Origin of the sequence: Paenibacillus sp. WLX1005 (genome assembly GCF_046603685.1) — a bacterium.
Taxonomy (GTDB): Bacteria; Bacillota; Bacilli; order Paenibacillales; family Paenibacillaceae; genus Saccharibacillus.
Genome location: NZ_CP176756.1, coordinates 3149895 through 3170903 on the forward strand (window position 1 = coordinate 3149895; position 21009 = coordinate 3170903).

Genomic DNA, 21009 nt, shown 5'->3' on the forward strand with positions numbered 1-21009 from the left:
ATAGTTATATCGTTACACGCATCAGCCAATAATTAGCGAATCGTCTTCATTTTCAATTCATTTAGAAATTGCATCGCTTGTAGTGGCGTCATATTCATCAAGTCGGCATTTTGCAGCTGGCTAATAATTTGTTTGGCAAGCGGATCTTCTTTGATCTTCACTGGCTGTACTTCTTCTTCGCCAAAGATTGACAGCTGTACAATCTCTTGTTGCTGTTTCGTTGCAGCAAGCTGCTCAGAAGGAGCTGTATCCAACTTCGTGTGCACTTCCTGCGTATCGTGTTTCTCCAGATCGGATTGCTGAGTCTCTGACAATGGGTGCTCCGTATCCATCACAGCTACTGCGGGCGATACAGGAGACACGACAGACTGCTGACCATATATGGACGAGCCTTCACGAATCGTAGAACGCTGCTCCATCATATCATCCGAATGCGTAGACGACGAACGACTCAATCCGCTGGTACGATGTTCACTGTTAGATTCTGCTTCGTCATGAGATACAACCGTCGTAGTTGCCGCCTGCTCCATCCGATCTAGCAAAAGATTAGCCCGATCAATAATGCTACCCGGCAAGCCTGCCAGCTGCGCACAGTATATACCATAACTGCTGCTGGCTGCACCCGGAACGAGTTTACGTAGAAAATGAACTTTATCGCCGCTCTCGCGAACTGCCATGGAGAAGTTACGCAGATGCTCCAGCGTTTCCTCCAGATGTGCCAATTCATGAAAATGCGTCGATACGAGTGCTTTACAGCCAATCTCGTGATGCACATACTCGATGACCGCCTGTGCAATCGCCATGCCCTCACTAGTGGACGTTCCGCGTCCCAGCTCATCAATAATGATCAGACTGCGGCGAGTTGCGCGCTCCGTCATGACTTGAATATCTGCCATCTCTACCATAAAGGTACTTTGCCCGCCGATCAGGTCATCCGCTGCACCGATCCGGGTAAAGATACGGTCAACCATCGGAATCTCCGCCTGCCCAGCAGGTACAAAGCAGCCAATTTGCGCCATAATAGATAGCAAGGCAACTTGGCGCATATACGTACTTTTCCCCGCCATATTTGGACCTGTAATGAGCAAAATATTCGCTTCATCCTCGGTAATATCCGTACTATTGGAAATAAAATGACTGTTATTCATAACCGCTTCAACAACTGGATGACGACCATCTACAATACGCAGATTATACTGTTCAGACAGCTGCGGTTTGACAAAACCACGTTCCGCACTAACCGTTGCAAACGACTGATACACGTCAATACCCGCTACTTGCTCAGCAAGCTGCTTCAGCCGTGTCACTTCATTCGCAATGCGTGTACGCAGCGCTGTAAACAGATCGTACTCAATATCGACCATTTTCTCCTGCGCTTCCAAAATGAGCGCTTCTTTTTCTTTCAGTTCCGGTGTGACAAAACGCTCGGCATTCGCCAGCGTCTGCTTACGCTCATACCGACCTTCTGGCAGCTGCGCCAGATTGGAGCGTGTCACTTCTATATAATAGCCAAATACTTTGTTATATCCAATTTTGAGTGAGCGAATACCAGTCGCTTCACGCTCTGCCGCTTCCAATTCGGCGATCCAGCGTTTGCCATTCACATTCGCTTCACGAAGTTCATCCAGACGCTCATGATACCCTTTGCGGATCAGACCGCCTTCACGTACGGAGATAGGCGGATCATCCACAACTGCGTTGCCGATGTCTTCTGCAAGGTCCGCACATTCATCCATGCGAGCAGCAGTCTGCTGCAATGTTGAAGACGGAGATTCAGCACACAATTCGCGCAAGCTTGGAATACGCAGTAGGGAATCGCGCAGTGCCAGCATATCGCGTCCATTGGCTGTCCCAAATGCGATCCGACCGACCAGACGCTCTAGATCATAAATGCCTTTTAATTGACTACGCAGATCTTCACGTAAAATCAATCCGTGATGCAGCTTGTCTACCGCTTCCAGACGCTCCTCCACGAGTCGCTTCGATAACAGCGGCTTGTCAATCCAGCGACGCAGCATACGACCGCCCATAGGGGTCTCTGTGCGATCCAGCAGCCATAACAATGTGCCTTTGCGCGAACGTTCACGTACCGTTTCTACCAACTCCAGATTGCGACGGGTAAACGGATCGAGAATCATATAATTTTCCGGCTCATATGCGCTAATATGTGTCAGTTGACCGAGAGAACGCTTCTGCGTTTCGCTTAAATACGAGATCAACAACGCGATACATGCTTGACGTTCCTCATCCAGACGTACCCATGCCGCTTCGCCAAACTGTTGACGTGCCAGCTCTTCGCGCTGCTTTTCCCATGGTGTGTAGAGGATTTTGCGACCAAATTGTGCAGCCTGACGATAATTGTCATCGATCAGCTCCAATTTACCAATGATCTCAGACGGCTCGTACAATCCCAATTCATCGCGTAGCCATTCCTGTGATGCTGGTGAAGACGTGACATGCAATTCGCCCGTCGATAGATCACAGGCAGCAAGTGCCATTTTGCCATCATGCTCGGTGACACAGATCATGTAGTTGTTGTCCTTGTCGCTCAGCGCCTTGCTCTCCATCATCGTGCCCGGTGTAACAACACGAATGATTTCACGCTTGACGATGCCCTTTGCTATCGCCGGGTCTTCGACCTGTTCGCAGATCGCCACTTTATACCCTTTTTCAATCAAACGATGGACGTAATTGTCTGCCGAATGATAAGGCACACCGCACATCGGAATCCGTTCCGGCGGTCCGCCATTTTTACCAGTCAGTGTAATTTCCAGTTCTTTGGCAGCCAGAACCGCATCGTCAAAAAAGAGTTCGTAAAAATCCCCCAATCGGAAAAATAAAAACGCATCCTGCGCCTGTTCCTTTATATCAAGATACTGCTGCATCATTGGTGTATATTGACTCATGATTCCCCTCCATATAAACCTGTATTTCTGCATCAGGATCAACCGATTGGACTTCAACTTCGCATACTATTCATAGTGAAATCATCATTTTCAACAGTGTGCGAATGAATCCTTATCCTGTTTCGGATGCGAAAATAATCAGCCACTTGAATTCCGTGCCGCTGATCATATGCAAATGCTTGTTCGTCTATCCATTATACCGAAAGAACCTGAAAAGTTCTATGCTTCTCAGGGCTTGACGGTTACGACTTTATCTTTGTGTAGCAATTGCATTTCAACCGCAATTGTTATCTAATCTCTATCGCTTGTATCCTATACACTGCTTCTGTAACTTTCTCTTCCCAAACAAACAAGACCGGAAAGCTTCTGCTTCCCGGTCCCGTCGATCATCGTTATCCAATTCATAATTCGCTTGTCGATCATTCTCATGATCCTTGCTTATTTTGAAAATAATGCTTGTAACTATTATTGTGTAACTGGTTTGTCCGCAGTCAGCTCGATACCTGCCAAAGCGTCAGCGCCGTAGCCGCTGCCGTATGTGATATCGTAGTTTTTCACGCGTTTGTTCATCGCTACCAGCTCATAACGGTACAGAGTCGGGATAACCGGTGCATCTGCAACCATCAGTTCTTGCCATTGTTTGTATACATCTTTGCGATACGCATCGTCAAATGCTTTCTCGGACGCGCCTTCTTTCAGCAGTTTATCATTGTCTTCGCTAGTGTAGCGGGAATAGTTAAATTGTGCATCGCGACCATACAGACCAGCAGGGTTCACATCTGTACCAGTACCCCATGCTGCTGCATATACATCAACTTCAGGATCGTCTTTTTCAATACGATCATAGAACGAGTTGAACTCTTGCAGACGACCATCTAACAGTTGTACATCCAGACCGATGTCTTTCCAGTTTTGGATATAGAATTGCGCCAGTGGTTCAGCTACGCTATCGCCACTCATTGCGGAGAAGTTGATCGTCAGTTTGTTACCTTTTGGATCTTCACGCAGACCGTCGCCATCTTTGTCTACATACCCAGCTGCATCCAGCAATTGTTTCGCTTTTTCTGGATCATAGGTATAACCTTTAATATCTGCATCATAGTAATCAGCAAATGCCGGAATGATCAGGGAAGATGCTGCTGTACGCAGACCGTGGTACAGTTGCTCACCCACTTGTGCATTGTTCATCGCATAACCCATTGCTTGACGCAGCGATTTGTTCGCCATTTTGGCATCTGGGTCCATAACGTTCTCGCCTTTGGCTTTGTCCCATTTACCCAGTTTGAAACCTACATACGAATACGCTAGATCTTGGTTACCCAGCAGCTCGATGTTCGTAGGCAGTGTTTTCTCATCATATTGGCTAGTTGGCAGACTCACCATATCCACTTGACCAGAACGGATCGATTCGACCACTACGTTCGGGTTGATTACTTTCAGGTTTACGCCATCCAGTTTTGGTGCGCCGTGGAAATACTCTTTGTTCGCTTCAAATTCAACGGACTCACCAGTAACCATCGATTTGATTTTGAAAGGACCATAACCGACTGGATCTTTACGAACTGGATCGGAAGAAGACATTTTAGCAACTGGGATGTCACCAAATACTTTTTTCTCCAGCGGGTAAGACCACAGACCAGCTTTAATACTTGGATCTGGATTGATAAATGTAATTTGCAATTCTTTGTCATTTACGACTTTGATACCAGAAATTGTTTGTGCTTTTTTGGCATGATAATCTTCCATACCAACGATATTCGTAAAGGTGGAGTCGTAACGCACACCATCATAGTCAGGGTCGCCGATCACTTCGAAGGCAAATGCATAGTCTTCTGCTGTAACTGGATTTCCATCAGTCCAGTTCAGTTTGTCATCGATTTTTACAGTAGCGGTTTTGTTATCTTCGGAGAAGCTCAACGATGCCGCCCCGCCGTCTTTTACATTAAAGCTTGCATCTGTATCAAACAGAGACGGATAGAAGAATTGGATAACCTCAAAGTCAGGGTTACCACTATAGAAAACAGGGTTCAGGATACCTTCAAACGGTGTATCCGATACCAGACCATACGTTAATGTACCACCTTGAATCGCAGCGTCTTGATTCGACAACGATTTGGGGAATTTCCCCGTATCCTTGGTGCTTTCACTCGTTTGCGGCGTTGTCGTTGCCGTATCAGTCGATGTGTTACTCTTCGTGCAGGCAGATAGCACCAACACCAATGCAATCAACAAAATGGATATCGTACTCAGTTTTCTCTTTTTACTTCCCAACATAAACCTTCCTCCTCTTTTGATATGCATGCCTTACATTTATTATCCCAATCGCTGTCTGGCATCTGTCGCGCGTTTTAACGCTTGACCGATAAAGTTGATCGCCAGAATTAACACCAAAATCAGCAGCGATGCTGGTAACCACATCCACCAGTAATTCTGTAAAATGTTCGGGTCTGTCGCATTACTGACAATGGTACCCAAACTCGGTGTTCCTTCCGGCAAACCGAAGCCCAGATAAGAAAGACCGGTCTCAATGCCGATATTACCGGCAAGATTGAGCGTCATATTCACGATGACGATGGAGCTAAGATTGGGAAGAATGCCAAACGCGATAATTTTCCAGTTTGGCGTACCGAGCGTTTTGGAAGCATGAACATAGTCAAGTTCCCTCTCCGCCAGTACTTTGGCACGGATCAGCCTTGCTTTGCCGACCCACAGGAAGGCGGTCATAATCCAGATGAAAGCCCAGATATCATACTTGGGTACAATCGTAACGAATACGATAACCAGCATCAGAAATGGCAATACGAGAATGAAATCGATAAAACGCATAATGACGTTATCAATCACACCGCCGAAAAACCCGGCAACCAGACCGATTGTCAAACCGATCGCAGCAGCCAATACCGTAATCATGAAGCCAATCGTAAACGAGTTACGTGCTCCCAATACAACCTGACCGAAAATATCACGACCAGCAAGGTCAGTACCGAGCCAGTGATCGGCGCTTGGTGCTGCCTTGATCGACATCAGATCGACTTTGGTCACCGTCGCCTGATCAATAAAAAAGGTAGAGCCATAAATGAAGACCAAAAACAACGCCAAAAATACTAATGAAATCAAAGCCAGCTTATCTTTGATCAATTCTCTTGTCAGAATCGACCAGCTGGATGGCGACTTTTGAATCGTTTCAGCAGGAGCAAATGTTTCTGCACGCATTCCCATACTCAGTCTCTTCCTCCGTTCATATTCAGATACCGGAGCGGTTGCTCCGGATACGGCGATCTTCGCGCATTAGCTAATCCGGATACGCGGATCGACCCAGCTCAGAATAATATCCGACAACAGTGTACCGATCAATGCCAGTAAACCGGAGATCATAACGAGTGCCGTAACGACAGAGAAGTCACGCTGTGTAATGGATTGCAGGAATAATTGTCCCAGTCCCGGATAACCGAAGATCGATTCGATAAACAGGTTACCAGCCAGCACCGCTGTCAGATCGTAGCCCAGAAATGCGGCGATTGGCAGCAAGGAGTTACGCAGGATGTGACGAGAATATACTTTGGATTCCGGCACCCCTTTGGAACGTGCTGTTTTCACAAAATCTTTGAGCCGTGTATCAATGACTTCATTACGCAAATATTGAATCGTTGCCGTTGTGCTGACAAATGCGCCAGCAAACGCAGGCAGAATCATATGGTAGATACGATTGGCAAAATAATCCCATGTGCCCGGCTGTAAGCCAGGATCAATACTACCACTCGTTGGGAACCAGCCTAGCTGGAAACCGAATACAAAGATTACAACGAGTGCAAAAATAAATAACGGTGTCGCAAAACTTAAATACGTATATCCGGTAATCGTTTTATCCAGCAGACTGTTCTGATAACGTCCACTAAGAATACCGAGCGGAATCGAAATAATATAAGTAAGAATCAGAATAGCTACCCCGAGATAAAATGTATTCGCCAGACGGCTGCCGATCAGATACGTTACATCGACTTTGTGCACGTACGATACACCCAGATCTCCTTTGAACAAATTGCCTAACCAGCGTGCATATTGCACAGTCGCTGGATCATTGAGTCCAAGACGCTCACGCTGCTCAGCGATCATTTGCGGACTCAGGTTTGGATTGTTTTGAATCAATCCGGTTAATGCGTCCCCCGGCATTGCTTTTGCTAGAAAAAATACCAGTACACTGAGCACGAACAACTGGGGAATCATGATCAGAATACGGCGAAGCGTAAATTTCCACATTACTTATGTCCCCCTTACGTTACGGTAGTGCTACCTTGTGTGATGAACTGATAGGTTTCAGCGCAAGCGGCTTGCCTTCCGCATCGAGCAGCTGTTGGAGATCTTCTTGATAGGATGACATAATATTTTGGCGCAGTTTGGCAGTTTCCTTGCGCTGTTCCGGGTCGATATTCGGAATCGCCGAGATCAGACGCTTTGTGTACACATGCTGTGGATTTTCGTAAATATCTTCTGTATTGCCCTGCTCTACCAATCGGCCACGATACATAATACCGATCTCGTCACACATGTGGCGAACGATACCAAGATCATGACTAATAAACAGATAGGTCAGCTTGAATTCCTTTTGAATTTCTTTCATAAAGTTCAGTACTTGTGCCTGTACGGACACATCAAGCGCTGATACCGGCTCATCGGCAATGATCAGCTTCGGATTCAGTGTCAATGCCCGGGCAATCCCGATCCGTTGACGCTGACCGCCGGAAAACTCATGCGGATACTTAAATGCCGCTTCCGGGTTCAAGCCGACACGCTCCAGCAAATCCTGAATACGGCGACGCTCTTCATCAGGCGTCAGCTTCTCAAAATTGCGCAACGGTTCAGCGACAATATCAAGCACCCGTTTTCTGCCGTTCAACGAGGAATACGGATCTTGGAAAATCATCTGAATATCGCGGCGTAGCGGATGTTGATTTTTGTGTGCGATACGGGTCAGATCTTGACCTTCAAATGAAACAGTGCCGTCCGTAATTTTGTTCAAACCAATAATGGCGCGACCAGTCGTGGTCTTGCCGCAGCCGGATTCACCGACCAATCCATATGTAGTGCCCGGTTCGATGCGAATGGACAGTCCGTCCACCGCTTTGACTTGGCTTACCACACGTTGGAAAAAGCCGCCTCTGATCGGGTAATGCACTTTCAAATTATTGAGTTCCAGCAATGCCATCCAGTACGTGCTCCTTTCCTTCATCTTCAAAATGAAAATGCTGATAGCAGGTGCAGCGCACCCAATGCTGTGGACTGACCTCACTCAAGGTCGGATTGTCAGCATGCGCTGTCTGCGGAATCCACGGAATGCGCTCGGAGAAGCGGCAAGTGCCACGCGGAATATTTTGCAGAGAAGGAACACGTCCCTGAATAACGTGCAGGTTTTCCTGTCCAGCGTTAGCGCCAGGCATAGAAGCTAGCAGGGAACGAGTGTACGGATGAAGCGGATTTCTGAATAGGTCGTTTACATTGGCAATTTCTACGATTTCTCCTGCATACATAACAACAACGCGATCCGCCATCTCCGCTACGACACCAAGGTCATGCGTGATGAGAACGATACCGGCTTCCGTTTCTGCCTGCAATTGTTTCAGTAGATCCAGAATTTGCGATTGAATCGTTACATCCAGCGCAGTTGTCGGCTCATCCGCAATGATGAGTGATGGACGGCATGCAATCGCAATTGCGATCATAATACGCTGTCTCATCCCGCCGGACAATTCATGTGGATACTGATTGTACACACGCTGTGGGTCAACAATATTGACATGTTGAAGCAGTTCGATCACAAGTTTGGTCTTGTCCTTCTTCGATAACGACGTATGATAATCCAGATTTTCTTCAATCTGTTTACCAATCGTCATCAATGGATTGAGCGCAGTAAGCGGGTCCTGAAAAATCATCCCGATCTCGGAACCGCGAATTTTGTTCATCTGTCCTGGCGATAGCTTGTTCAGGTCTTGTCCCTTAAATTGCAGCTCGCCCTGGATACGCGTATTTTTGCTATCATGCAACCGTGTCAGAGAAAGTGCCAATGCACTTTTTCCGCAACCGGATTCCCCGACAATAGCCAAAACCTCATTCTTGTTAATCGTCAAATCAAGCTGGTCGACAGCGGGATAATGATTGTCCCTGATCCGAAAAGACACCGTCAGACCTTTGATTTCCAATACCGGTTCTGTGTTCAAAATTCTGGTTGCCCCCTCATCTCAAACTTTAACGCAATGTAAACAAACCTCGTAAGATTGTTATCATTTTATATTCATAATCTTCCACAGGTCAATAAAATTTATCTTTTTTTCAAATTGGCTAAAAGATTTTAGCAAAAAAGCTATCACCTGCTGTTATAAAGGTGATAGCTTTCTCCTATAGTCCTATCCTTATTTTACCTTATTATCCTGAGTTAGCAAGGGGTTTCTACCTTTATCCCGCTTTGAAATTTTCAAATATTGATCCAACTCGCGGCAGAGCTGTAGCGTAGCGGAATGAACTTCAAAATCTTCCCTCGTGTCCGGCAAATCTAACATAGCAAACGTCTGCTGAAACTGTACCAGCATCTTCTCCGTTTTACCGGTATAGTATGGCGCCTTCACATCTTCTGCCAGCTGCTCAAAGATAGCACCCATCTGCTCGGCATTCGGCATTTTGCAATACAGCTGCGAAACCAACTGCATCATATTTTGAATCGAATCCAGATGCTGCTTGCGCATATGAAAATAAACGACCCATGACTCGTCAGGATGCCAGAACTGATTTTCCAGCTCACGACGAGCAACTACCAATCCTTGCTCTACTTTGCGCGTCGCTTCGATTACTTCTTTGCCATCCCACACATACGACGGATTCTCCATCGTGCGTCCAATCTGGGCAAACATCGCCGACATTAGCTCGTGAATCTCCATCCGAATCACATTGAGCTTGGAATGCGGATTCGGCATATACACCAGATTCACAACCGCCGCTGCGCCGAGACCAATCAGCAGTAGCTCCACTTCTACAAGTAACGCATGCATGGTCAACAATCCGCCGTTATAAATGTGTACCACCACAACCGAACTCGTTACAATTCCGCCACTAAACCGCGCCTTTGTAATGAGAGGGAACGCTACCAAAATGTACAGGGCGAATACCCAATGCTCAAATCCAAATAGCGAAAACAACACAAACGCACAAATCATACCAATGAGCGATGCAAAAAAACGCGCCGAAATTGTCATCAGACTGCGTTTGCGCGTTACATCCACTCCCAGAATAGCGAGTAGTGCTGCCGACATTGCGCTGGGTACCCCTAAAGCGCTGGCTATAACAACAGCCAGCAAAGCAGCAATGGCGGTCTTGATCACGCGAAAACCCATTTGTTCTTCTCTCCTTACCTATCGCTTTCTATATCTATTCATTGTCTATTGGAATGTTTTTATCCTACTTCATTTTGCCCGGTACGACAACGTGAAAATACGGACAATCTTACATTTCGACAATCATTCTGCAACAATTCAGCATATGACGAATCTATATCTCATTGTTCACTTTCTAATATTAATAATAGACTAGCATTTTTTCCAGTAACCATTTTTTTATTCTAATAATTCCATATTTAACATTCACCACTTGCGTTTATGGAATCGTTGGTCTATACACAAACAGAGTGAGCATCCTCGCACTAGGCAGGACACTCACTCTATTTCCACTTTACGTATTCACAATAGTAGCTATGGAATGTAGCAATAAGGTTGATATCATTCCTATTCTGCTTCCAAAAAATTCATAGTTGCAAAGATGATATATCTTAGGTTTTTGAAGATACTATACGTTAGGCTTTTAAATTAAGATTGTACGTTAAGATTCTAAGAGAACTACAGAGAACAATAGTGAGATAAAGAGAACTATAGAGAGATACAGAAATCTATAGAGAGCTGTAGATAGATACAGTGAGATATAAAGATATATAGAGATCTAAAGGCAATTACAGGCTATAAATATCCGTATATTTCTGCTCTAAATAATCTGCCAGATAATCCGGGTTCAGCTCTTCCCCAGTAATATCACGAATCAGCTCAAATGGCGTTCTGCTTTTGCCGAAACGATAAATTTTGTCAGTCAGCCACTCTTTGATCGGCAACAGATTGCCTGCTGCGATCCATTCTTCAAACTGTGGCAGCTCTTGACGCATCGTATTCGTGATCTGTGCTGCATACATATTGCCAAGTGAATAGGAAGCAAAATATCCAAAGTCTCCACCCGACCAGTGCACATCCTGCAATACACCAAGCGCATTCGTAGGCGGCGTAATACCGAGATACTCCTCATACTTGCTGTTCCATACGGTTGGCAGATCCGCAACTGCGAGATCTTCATTGAATAGCATTTTCTCAATCTCATAACGGATGATGATATGCAGATTGTACGTCAATTCGTCTGCTTCGATCCGAATCAAGGAATTCTCGACCCGGTTAGCAGCACGGTAAAATTGCTCTTTGTCTACATCAGCCAGTTGCTCCGGGAATAGCTGTTGCAGCTTATCATAATACTGATCCCAGAATACACGACTGCGACCGACCACATTTTCCCAGAAACGGGATTGCGATTCGTGAATGCCCATCGATGTACCCGTAGCTAACGGCGTACCTACTAGATCGGTAGAGATATTTTGCTCATATAGCGCATGTCCGCCTTCATGCAGAGAGCTGAAAATTGCGCTCAGCAGATCATCCGGGTAGTAGTGAGTCGTAATGCGCACATCGCCCGGGTTCAGTCCCGTTGCAAACGGATGCTCACTTTCGTCCAGACGACCGGCGTCGAAGTCATATCCCATTTCTTTCAGCAAAAAGTGACTGATCTCTTCCTGCTTTTGCAGATCATAATTTTGCTTGAGGAAATCATGCTCAGGCGTGTAACCAGACTGCTGAATGTTTTGCAGTAATGGCACAAGACGTGATTTTAGACGATCAAATACAGCGTCTAGCTTCTCTACCGTTATATCTGGTTCAAACATATCCAGTAGCGTATCGTACCGCGTGTCTTTCGCTCCCCAGTAACTGATAAATTCGCGCTTCATATCTACAATCTCGGTCAACAGCGGTGCAAAGCCTTCAAAGTCATCCTTATGCTTTGCCTCTTCCCAGACTGTCTGTGCATGCGTCGTCAGACTGGCATACTTTTGAAAACGTTCTGCCGGAACTTTGCGGTTGCGATCGTATTCGTCTTTGCATTCCTTAACCGAACGACGATCGTTGTCGCTCAGCTGCTCAGAGATTTCAGTACGAGACAGAAACTCCACATATTCGCCCATCTGATCGGAGATCGACAGTTTAAATGCTTCCGTAGCGAGCACACCGATCGTATCGGCGCGCAGCTCGGCACCTTTGCGCGGTGCACCTGTACGCAAATCCCAACCTAGCAGAGCGAGAGCTTCATTGTAACTACTGATTTTGCGGACAAGCTGCTGGAATGATTCCAGTACCTGTTGTACATTTTGATCCATAATCAGGTCTCCTTTAATAGATGGGTTTGATGATGTAATGATATCTTGCTGCACATTCATTATGCTCAACTATTGCACAAACGACAACATTTTGAGCGGCAAATCGTCGTTACTGCTTGATGATCTGTTTGGCGCACATTATAATCAATGTTACATACACTGTTCTTCAGTCGTCAAGATGAAGCTACTGACTCTATGACTATGCAGAACAATATTACATGTTGAATGTTCACTTTGGATATTTGTTCATCATTTTGACTATTGTGAATAAATATCAACAATATTGAATATAAATACAATGCGATTTGCATTGTTCAGGAGGAGATTCCATGGATTCATTGTCAAAGATCATGCAGTTTAACGAAGAGTTCGTTTCCAGCAAACAATACGAAGCGTACAGTTCGAGTCCGTTTCCAGACAAAAAGCTTGTCGTCGTAACGTGTATGGATACCCGTCTTACCGAGCTGCTACCACGCGCGATGAACATCCGTAACGGCGATGCCAAAATCATCAAAAATGCCGGTGCTGTTATTTCCCATCCATATGGTAGTGTTATGCGTAGCGTGCTGGTTGCACTCTACGAGCTGCAAGCCGAAGAAGTTATCGTATGCGGTCACTACGGTTGCGGCATGGCTGCATTGAATGCAGATCATATGATTAATGAGATCAAAGAGCGTGGTGTTTCCCCAACAGTACTGACAACTTTAGAACATTCTGGAATTGATTTAAAAAGTTGGTTGCAAGGGTTTGGTAACGAAAAGAACGGGGTAATCAATAGCGTGGATATCATTAAGAATCATCCATTACTTCCCCCCCATGTACCGGTGCACGGCATGATCATTGATCCCTCGACAGGTCAATTGGAATTGCTTGTGAACGGGTACGCCCAGCAAGAAACTTCCATTTAGCGGACGGATCTAACGGCTTCCTACATAATCTTGATTGCGGAAGAAGCCGCCCATACCGCCAGGATACGAAGACTACTTCGTGTCCTTTTTATTTTGTCTGCGCACTAGGCTGTTCGGTCTTTATAAAAAAATACATAAAAACCATAAAAGTTTTTGAATCTTTTTACGATTGTTTACGTACCGTATGTCATGCAGCTTTTAGCTACTCTCAGCAGCCGTTCCTCTTCATTCTTTGCTGTCAGCTGAAGCATAACGCCCGTAACAACCATGCAGCGGATTGGCCGATCTTTTACCTGCTGGAGTGTATTTCTGTACGGGCGCACAGTTGAACAGCTTACATTCGTTGTGACTTTCGATCTGTAATTATGAAAATTGTTTGTCTATTTCCCTTTATTTTTGTGTGTTTTCCCGGATTTTGTCGTCACCTTTCTTGCGAAAGCATACAGTTGTAGTGTACACTTTATCTTAAATCGGCCGATTTGCTGCTTGATAGATAGGAGAGACTGACTTATGAATACGCTATCGTATGGTTTACTTGCATTGCTTGCCCGCAAGCGTTCTTCCGGTTATGACCTGATGCTTAGAATCCAGCCTTTCTGGCAGGCAAAGCATAGTCAAATTTACCCACTGTTGTCCCGTATGGAAGAGCAAGAATTGCTCACTGCGGAATGGGTCAAACAGACGGATAAACCGGACAAAAAGATTTATGCAATCACCCCGACAGGTGAACAAAAGCTTCAGGAATGGATTCAACTGCCTGCCGGCGAACCGGTAACACGCGATGAACTTGTACTGAAAGCATTCTGTCTATGGATCACAGATCGCGATACCGCTATCTCGTTGTTCCGCAAGCGTTCCATTTTCTATCAGGAACAAATCCACTATTTCGAGCAGGCAATTCACAAAATGGCGGACGAGAGCCATCATTTCGGTTCTCCTGACTTTGGACTGTACATCCTGCGTCAAAAAGCGCTCGGTACAGCCCGTTCGAACATGGAATGGACAACATGGGTAATTGATACACTCAAAAACTCAGCTCCATCCGAAGCGACAAATGAACCGCAACATCAGTAATTTGTAATATTTAAAAGTAAATGTTTGAAACGCTCGGGCTTCCTGTTCGTATACGTGTAGAAGCACCAAAAATTCAACTTACCAGAGGGAGCATACAGATAATGAAAAAAGTGCTTATGGTCTTCATGGCATTTACGTTATTCTTCGCTTCGCTTGGCATCGCCAGTGATGCGGATGCAAGACGCGGTGGTGGCGGATTCAAATCCCAGCCTAAATCGTACACAAACACACCGAACCGTGCGGACAACAACAGCGGCAGTGTGAACAGCACTAACCGTTCTGGTACCAATAGCTCGACAGCCGGAACAACAGGCAAACGTGGATTTTTCAGCGGCGGTAGCTTCTTTACCGGTCTGATGGTCGGCGGTCTGGCAGGCATGCTGTTTGGTGGCATGTTTGCAAATATGGGCTTTATGGGCGATTTCCTTGGTCTGCTCGTGAACCTGGCAGCTATTTATGTACTCTTTATTGCAGCTCGCGGCATTTATCGCATGATTCGTCAGCGCAAGAAACCGGCTGACCCTTACGACAGACGCTAATGGCAATGACGCTGAGCATGGACGAGATTATTAATGCGGTATGTTTGAACATCGCCGAACGAAAAGGCATTAAGCCTACGGATGTTACTGTTCAACTGGCATGGGAGGAAGATACCGGCTATACTGCAGAAGTCTGGTCACTGGGACGCAGCCAGTACCTGATCGAGAGTAATCTCTACGAAGCCATTCTGCGCTACATGTTTTCTGAATACAACGCGAGAGTATTTCGTGAACAGGTGGAATTGATCTTGAATGAAGAAGCTGAAGAGATTCAGGCGATCATTCGTGATTGATGCACGATCCGTCCTGGCTGTTGATTGATACCTGTGCTAACACTTGCATCGTATCCTTGTACACACCACCGGACGCACTAACGACTGAAAATAAACCCTGTCCTATTGCAGATTACTGCGATGGCGATAGGGTTTTTGGTATGCTGCTCTACTAGGTTCTAAAACGCTTTCTTGTTGACAAGCCACTCCTTGCTTGTTAGAGTTTTAGTGACAATCACATTCATTTCAGGGATGTTACCTGCGGGGCATAACCTGAACGATATCGGCAGCTAATGATCTGTAATGGGCCGATCTCGTTCGGGTTTTCTTTTTTTCTGGCCCTCTTCCCTACTAACTCTTATCTATTCACTACGGAAGGAGATTTATCATGTCCAATTTTACATTTCCCGAAAACTTTTTGTGGGGTGGCGCTATCGCTGCCAATCAGGCGGAGGGTGCTTATCTGGAAGATGGCAAAGGGCTGACACTTGTCGATCTTCTACCTACTGGTGACAAGCGTCGCGATATTATGAAAGGTTATGTGCCGGGTTTGACACCGCTGGAAGGTGAATTTTATCCGTCGCATGAAGCGATTGACTTCTACCATCGTTACAAGGAAGATATTGCTCTATTTGCCGAAATGGGCTTCAAATCGCTGCGGATCTCGATCTCGTGGGCGCGTATCTATCCAACTGGTGAGGATGCACAGCCGAATGAGCAAGGATTACAATTTTATGATGATCTGTTTGACGAACTGCTGCGTCATGGGATTGAGCCGATTGTTACGCTGGCGCATTTTGACGTGCCTGTAGCATTGATTGAGAAATACGGCAGCTGGCGCAGTCGTGAATTGGTCAGCCTGTTTGAGACGTATTCACGTACGGTGCTGGAGCGCTATCAAGACAAGGTCAAATACTGGATGACTTTTAACGAGATTAATATGCTATTGCATCTGCCATTTCTCGGTGCGGGCTTGACCTTCAGTGAAGGCGACAATGTGAAGCAGATTCAGTATCAGGCGGCGCATCATCAACTGGTTGCCAGTGCACTGGCAGTCAAAGCGTGCCATGAGCTGATTCCAGACGGTCAGATCGGCTGTATGCTGGCAGCGGGAAGTTTCTACCCGTATACGTGCAACCCGGAAGATGTATATCAAGGGATGGAAAAAGATCGGGAATCGTACTTCTTTATCGATGTGCAATCACGCGGTGAATATCCAGGTTATGCGCATCGCTTCTTCCGCGATCATAATCTGCATATCGATATGCAGGACGGCGATGCTGAGCTGCTCAAGCAAAATACGGTTGATTATATCGGCTTCAGCTATTATTCCAGCCGTACGACCAGCACCGATCCTGAAGTGATCAAAAATATGACTTCCGGCAACGTATTTGGCTCGGTTGCCAATCCGTATCTGGACAAATCCGAATGGGGCTGGACGATCGATCCGAAGGGCTTCCGTATTACTGCCAATCAGCTGCATGATCGGTATCAAAAGCCATTGTTTGTAGTAGAAAACGGTCTGGGAGCAGCGGATGAGCCAGCACAAGGCGGGGATGTGCATGACGACTATCGAATTGATTATTTGCAGCGTCATATTGCCGAGATGGGCGAAGCGATTCAGGATGGTGTGAATATTATCGGTTATACGAGCTGGGGACCGATTGATATTGTCAGTGCATCATCGGGTGAGATGCGCAAGCGTTACGGTTATATTTATGTAGATCGTGATAACGACGGTAACGGAACGCTGGCACGTAGTAAGAAGAAAAGCTTTGACTGGTACAAGCAGGTCATTGCCAGTCGCGGAAGTGATCTGAGTTTATAATTTGGTTGTCTATGTGTTTATGCGTTTATGATGCAGATTTCGTTGTTCCGTGATCTGCGATGAGTAGCAAATAACTAGCTATTATTATCTATATTTATCGTTTTAGCAGCATCAGAATATGTGGATAAGTCGGCAGATTATAGAAGCATATTCTGATTTTTGATATGTCATCGTGTAGGGATATTTTCAGATTCACGTTTTACAATTGTGCATATTACTTATCCCCTATCACCATTCCCTGCTAATCATTTTGATATTCATATGCAGATTTGTTTGTTCATACTTTAAGATACGCTTATTATGACTGATCCATACAGAAATATGATTATGCTTTTTTACGTCATGGAAGCGTTGACAGCTTGCTATGTTATGGCTACACTAAACCTAACATCATGGATATGATCATGTTCATATTGGATTGGGATTGTTACTGGTCTACAGGCAAAACCTGAGCCGCCAACTAAAGGAAGACGAGAACGTCTCCCCTGCTTTGTCGTGCTTCGGTTTTTTTGTATTGGAATAGAGAGTACATAATAGCTATCAGACAGATGGTGTAGCGGAATTGCGCGAAATACTTGGAATACTTGAAAGACGTGAAATATGTGAAATGCGTGAAATACAACTCATGTTATGAATGATATGTTTGGCAAGGATGCAGATCGGGGGATTCATATGAAAATTGCAAAGGTGATCAACAATAACGTAATCAGCGTTTTTCAGGCGGACGGCACGGAGCTGGTAGTAATGGGTCGGGGCATTGCGTTTAAGAAAAAGCCTGGCGATGAAGTGGAACAACGTAATATTCAGAAAGTATTTGCTCTGAAAAATAAAAAGGCTTCGGATAACTTCAAAATGCTGCTACGTGAAGTGCCGATTGAGCTGATTGTGATCGTAGAAGAGATTATTTCATACAGTCGCCAGATGCTAGGCAAGTCACTGAACGAGAATATTTATGTCTCGCTGACTGATCATATGAATTTTGCGATTGAACGGCATCAACAAGGGCTGGAGATTCGCAATGTGCTGCTATGGGAGATCAAGCAGCTGTACCGTGAGGAATTTGGCATCGGTCTGAGAATGCTGGAACAGATCAAGGATAAGATGCAGATTGAACTACCTGAGGACGAAGCAGCATTTATTGCTATACATATCATCAATGCAGAGATGAATGAAGATGTCAGTACGACGATGAATATTACGCGCTTTATGCATAGTATTATTAATATCGTTAAATATCATTTTAAAACGGAGTTTGAAGAAGATTCGCTAAATTATTTCCGTTTTATTACTCATCTCAAATTTTTTGCGCAACGCATTATGCATAAAACCCATTATGATAACAATTACGATCATCTATACAGCATGATCAAGGAACAGCATCAGGATGCAGCTGCATGTACAGAGAAGATTCGCATATTTGTGCAAAAGGAATATGCGCATGCGTTAACCAACGAGGAAATGCTGTATCTTACCGTACATATTCAGCGTATTGTGAGTCGCAATTGATTAGCAATGCTAGCGCATCTTCTGCTGCTTAATTAAGGCTACATCTAGGATGTGACGAATGGGATTCATTTTGTTACCATTATCCAGAAAGAAAGATTGTACTAGCACGGTATAAAAGCTTTTACTGCTTTTACTGCTTTTACTGCTTTTACTGCTTTTACTGCTTTTACTGCTTCTACTGCTTCTACTGCTTCTACTGCTTCTATGTGCGGTTTACAATTATCTTTTGCTATATGTCAAATAATCTTTACCAGAGCGCAAGCCTCAGCTATTTCAAATGTATGCGTTGACAAAAATATGAAAGCGTTATATCGTAAGGGTACAAATTGCATATAACCGGACTCGGATTGTTACTGGTTGAGCAGGCAAAACCTGGGTCATGATAAGCGGCAAGGACGTTATTATTCGCGTTGTCCTCCGTTTGTCATGGCTCAGGTTTTTTATTGCCAAAAATTGGAGGTGTCGAGTATGAATTACGAAAATCTGGCAAAAGAAATATTGCAAGGTGTCGGCGGGGAGCGCAATGTATCTTCTCTCGTCCACTGTGCAACACGGCTTCGTTTTACACTCAAGGATCAGTCCAAAACGGACAAATCTACACTGGAGAAGACAGATGGTGTCATTACCGTCAAGGAAAGTGGTGGGCAGTTTCAAGTCGTCATCGGTAATACGGTGCCAGAGGTATACGAAGCGATCGGTCGTATCTCCAATCTGTTACATGATGACAAGAAGGAAGACAAATCTGCATCTGCCAAAAAGGGATTTGGTGGTATTGTGGATGTGATTTCCAGCATCTTTGCTCCGTTGCTTGGGGTGATGGCAGGTGCCGGTATTTTGAAAGGATTGCTGTTGATTGCGAGTAATGTAGGCTGGCTGAATACGAAAGAAACGACGTACATCATCCTGATGGCAACAGCAGACAGTTTATTTTATTTCTTGCCACTGTTGCTGGCAGTCACGACAGCACGGAAATTTGGCGGCAATACGTTCACTGCGCTGACAGTAGCGGGCGCACTTCTCTATCCGTCGATTATTGAATTGAAAACAGCGGGCACGGAAACGAGCTTTTTCGGTATTCCTGTTATTATGATGAGTTACTCCTCTACAGTGATTCCGATCATTCTGGCAGTCATCGTATTGAGCAAGCTGGAGAAATTCTGTAATCGTCATATTCATGAAAGTGTTAAAAACTTCGTCACTCCACTTATCTCGCTAGTCGTGATGGTGCCGTTAACACTGATCGTATTCGGTCCATTTGGCGTGTATGTTGGTAATGTGATTGCCACTTCCCTTGTCGCTGCATTCGGATTCAGTCCATTGATCGCTGGTGCGATTATGGGTGCATGCTGGCAGTTGTTCGTAATCTTCGGTGTTCACTGGGGTCTTGTGCCGATCTTCATCAACAATGTCGCGGTGCATGGACGTGATGGTATCAAGCCTGCGGCAGCAGCTTCCGTATTTGCCCAGACTGGCGCAGCCTTCGGTGTTATGTTAAAAACGAAAAACACTCGCCGGTTCTGCTACTCTCTCCGCTCTATTCGGGATTACAGAACCAGCAGTATATGGTGTAACGTTGCCGCTGAAGCGTCCGTTTATTGCCGGAATTATCGGCGGTGCGGTCGGTGGGGCGATTATCGGTCAGGCAGGTACGCAAGCATTCGCTTCAGGCGCGCCGGGACTGCTGACTTTGCCAATCTTTTACGGACCAGGTGGTCAAGGCTTTCCCGGCTTACTTATCGGGATTACCGCTTCCTTCCTTATTTCTGCAACGTTAACGTACTTGATGGGCTTCCAAGATCCGGTAGAAGACACACCAGTTGAGCCTGCCGCTACTCCGGTTACTGGCATAACTGGAAAAGTCGATGAAAAGGTACTGAATCCGGTTGCCGGTCATGTTGTTCCACTAACGGAAGTACCTGATCCAGCCTTTGCCTCTGAAGCGATGGGCAAAGGCATCGCCATCGAACCATCTACTGGACGGGTAGTCGCTCCGTTTGACGGCACGATCACGGTTGCATTTAAAAAGAAACATGCGCTGGCGATTGTGTCTGATCATGGTGCTGAAATTCTCATTCATGTCGGAATTGATACAGTGCGACTCGAAGGCAAGCCTTTTACGCTGCATGTGCAGGAAGGTGATGTCGTAACCGCGGGGCAGCTATTGTTGGAGATGGATTTGGAGCAAATTCGTACTGCGGGTTGTCCGACAGTAACGCCGATTATTGTGACGAATACGTTTGATTATGCGGATGTGCTGCCGCTACAGCAAGGAATGGTGCAAGAACAAGTGGAGCTATTCCATATCATAGCACCACAGACTGACTCACAATCTGATTCGCCCTCCAATACAGATGTTTCAGTAAACAAGGCAAAAGAAGTGCTTCTATAAAGCTCAGCTTGATAGACTGCTATCGTACAACTTGTTCATGAGTCAAAAGTCAAATGTGTGGCTTCTTCATGAATCAAACATA

The 21009-nt window shown here is 45.5% G+C and carries 14 protein-coding genes and 1 pseudogene; 7 read left to right on the forward strand and 8 right to left on the reverse strand.

Features of this window, described 5'->3' with window-relative positions; translation table 11 throughout:
* Positions 1–32: 32 nt before the first annotated feature.
* The 8 genes from mutS to ACE3MZ_RS13465 form a co-directional block, all read right to left on the reverse strand.
* A complete protein-coding gene (gene mutS, locus ACE3MZ_RS13430; protein WP_411342666.1) occupies positions 33–2906 on the reverse strand; it encodes a DNA mismatch repair protein MutS in 2874 nt (957 codons plus the stop codon).
* 465 nt (positions 2907–3371) lie between these two features.
* Complete coding sequence (opp4A, locus tag ACE3MZ_RS13435) at positions 3372–5180, reverse strand: oligopeptide ABC transporter substrate-binding protein (protein ID WP_411342667.1); 1809 nt, start codon at positions 5178–5180, stop codon at positions 3372–3374.
* A 39-nt stretch (positions 5181–5219) separates the two neighbouring features.
* The gene (locus tag ACE3MZ_RS13440; RefSeq protein ID WP_411346793.1) at positions 5220–6119 is read right to left on the reverse strand and encodes an ABC transporter permease; all 900 of its coding nucleotides are present in this window, start codon (positions 6117–6119) and stop codon (positions 5220–5222) included.
* A gap of 75 nt (positions 6120–6194) precedes the next feature.
* Entirely contained in the window at positions 6195–7163 is a 969-nt protein-coding gene (gene opp4B / locus ACE3MZ_RS13445; RefSeq protein ID WP_411342668.1) for an oligopeptide ABC transporter permease, read from the reverse strand.
* Between the two features lie 19 nt (positions 7164–7182).
* On the reverse strand, positions 7183–8109 hold the full coding sequence (locus ACE3MZ_RS13450; RefSeq protein WP_411342669.1) for an ABC transporter ATP-binding protein: 927 nt from the start codon (positions 8107–8109) through the stop codon (positions 7183–7185).
* Positions 8087–9118, reverse strand: coding sequence for an ABC transporter ATP-binding protein (locus ACE3MZ_RS13455; protein ID WP_411342670.1), 1032 nt, complete (start codon positions 9116–9118; stop codon positions 8087–8089). The genes ACE3MZ_RS13450 and ACE3MZ_RS13455 overlap by 23 nt, the downstream gene beginning before the upstream one ends.
* 192 nt (positions 9119–9310) lie before the next feature.
* Entirely contained in the window at positions 9311–10285 is a 975-nt protein-coding gene (locus tag ACE3MZ_RS13460; protein ID WP_411342671.1) for an aromatic acid exporter family protein, read from the reverse strand.
* Between the two features lie 608 nt (positions 10286–10893).
* On the reverse strand, positions 10894–12411 hold the full coding sequence (locus ACE3MZ_RS13465; protein ID WP_411342672.1) for a carboxypeptidase M32: 1518 nt from the start codon (positions 12409–12411) through the stop codon (positions 10894–10896).
* A 329-nt stretch (positions 12412–12740) separates the two neighbouring features.
* Between ACE3MZ_RS13465 and ACE3MZ_RS13470 the strand changes: the two genes are divergently transcribed.
* The 7 genes and pseudogenes from ACE3MZ_RS13470 to ACE3MZ_RS13500 all read left to right on the forward strand — a co-directional run bounded on the left by ACE3MZ_RS13470 (position 12741) and on the right by ACE3MZ_RS13500 (position 20927).
* Complete coding sequence (locus ACE3MZ_RS13470; protein WP_411342673.1) at positions 12741–13319, forward strand: beta-class carbonic anhydrase; 579 nt, start codon at positions 12741–12743, stop codon at positions 13317–13319.
* 510 nt (positions 13320–13829) lie between these two features.
* Positions 13830–14393 (forward strand): PadR family transcriptional regulator, encoded by a 564-nt coding sequence (locus ACE3MZ_RS13475; protein WP_411342674.1) that lies wholly within the window; start codon positions 13830–13832, stop codon positions 14391–14393.
* Between the two features lie 101 nt (positions 14394–14494).
* A complete protein-coding gene (locus tag ACE3MZ_RS13480; RefSeq protein ID WP_411342675.1) occupies positions 14495–14932 on the forward strand; it encodes a hypothetical protein in 438 nt (145 codons plus the stop codon).
* 5 nt (positions 14933–14937) lie between these two features.
* Complete coding sequence (locus ACE3MZ_RS13485; RefSeq protein ID WP_411346794.1) at positions 14938–15225, forward strand: YxcD family protein; 288 nt, start codon at positions 14938–14940, stop codon at positions 15223–15225.
* Positions 15226–15592: 367 nt separating this feature from the next.
* Positions 15593–17032, forward strand: coding sequence for a 6-phospho-beta-glucosidase (locus ACE3MZ_RS13490; protein ID WP_411342676.1), 1440 nt, complete (start codon positions 15593–15595; stop codon positions 17030–17032).
* A gap of 672 nt (positions 17033–17704) precedes the next feature.
* On the forward strand, positions 17705–18538 hold the full coding sequence (gene licT / locus ACE3MZ_RS13495) for a BglG family transcription antiterminator LicT (RefSeq protein ID WP_411342677.1): 834 nt from the start codon (positions 17705–17707) through the stop codon (positions 18536–18538).
* Between the two features lie 468 nt (positions 18539–19006).
* Positions 19007–20927, forward strand: a pseudogene (locus ACE3MZ_RS13500) (beta-glucoside-specific PTS transporter subunit IIABC).
* Positions 20928–21009: the final 82 nt, after the last annotated feature.

Coding starts and splice junctions, on each gene's coding strand:
- mutS (WP_411342666.1), bottom strand. CDS start 2,906: ATGAGTCAATATACACCAATGATGCAGCAGTATCTTGATATAAAGGAA.
- opp4A (WP_411342667.1), bottom strand. CDS start 5,180: ATGTTGGGAAGTAAAAAGAGAAAACTGAGTACGATATCCATTTTGTTG.
- ACE3MZ_RS13440 (WP_411346793.1), bottom strand. CDS start 6,119: ATGCGTGCAGAAACATTTGCTCCTGCTGAAACGATTCAAAAGTCGCCA.
- opp4B (WP_411342668.1), bottom strand. CDS start 7,163: ATGTGGAAATTTACGCTTCGCCGTATTCTGATCATGATTCCCCAGTTG.
- ACE3MZ_RS13450 (WP_411342669.1), bottom strand. CDS start 8,109: ATGGCATTGCTGGAACTCAATAATTTGAAAGTGCATTACCCGATCAGA.
- ACE3MZ_RS13460 (WP_411342671.1), bottom strand. CDS start 10,285: ATGGGTTTTCGCGTGATCAAGACCGCCATTGCTGCTTTGCTGGCTGTT.
- ACE3MZ_RS13465 (WP_411342672.1), bottom strand. CDS start 12,411: ATGGATCAAAATGTACAACAGGTACTGGAATCATTCCAGCAGCTTGTC.
- ACE3MZ_RS13470 (WP_411342673.1), top strand. CDS start 12,741: ATGGATTCATTGTCAAAGATCATGCAGTTTAACGAAGAGTTCGTTTCC.
- ACE3MZ_RS13475 (WP_411342674.1), top strand. CDS start 13,830: ATGAATACGCTATCGTATGGTTTACTTGCATTGCTTGCCCGCAAGCGT.
- ACE3MZ_RS13480 (WP_411342675.1), top strand. CDS start 14,495: ATGAAAAAAGTGCTTATGGTCTTCATGGCATTTACGTTATTCTTCGCT.
- ACE3MZ_RS13485 (WP_411346794.1), top strand. CDS start 14,938: ATGACGCTGAGCATGGACGAGATTATTAATGCGGTATGTTTGAACATC.
- ACE3MZ_RS13490 (WP_411342676.1), top strand. CDS start 15,593: ATGTCCAATTTTACATTTCCCGAAAACTTTTTGTGGGGTGGCGCTATC.
- licT (WP_411342677.1), top strand. CDS start 17,705: ATGAAAATTGCAAAGGTGATCAACAATAACGTAATCAGCGTTTTTCAG.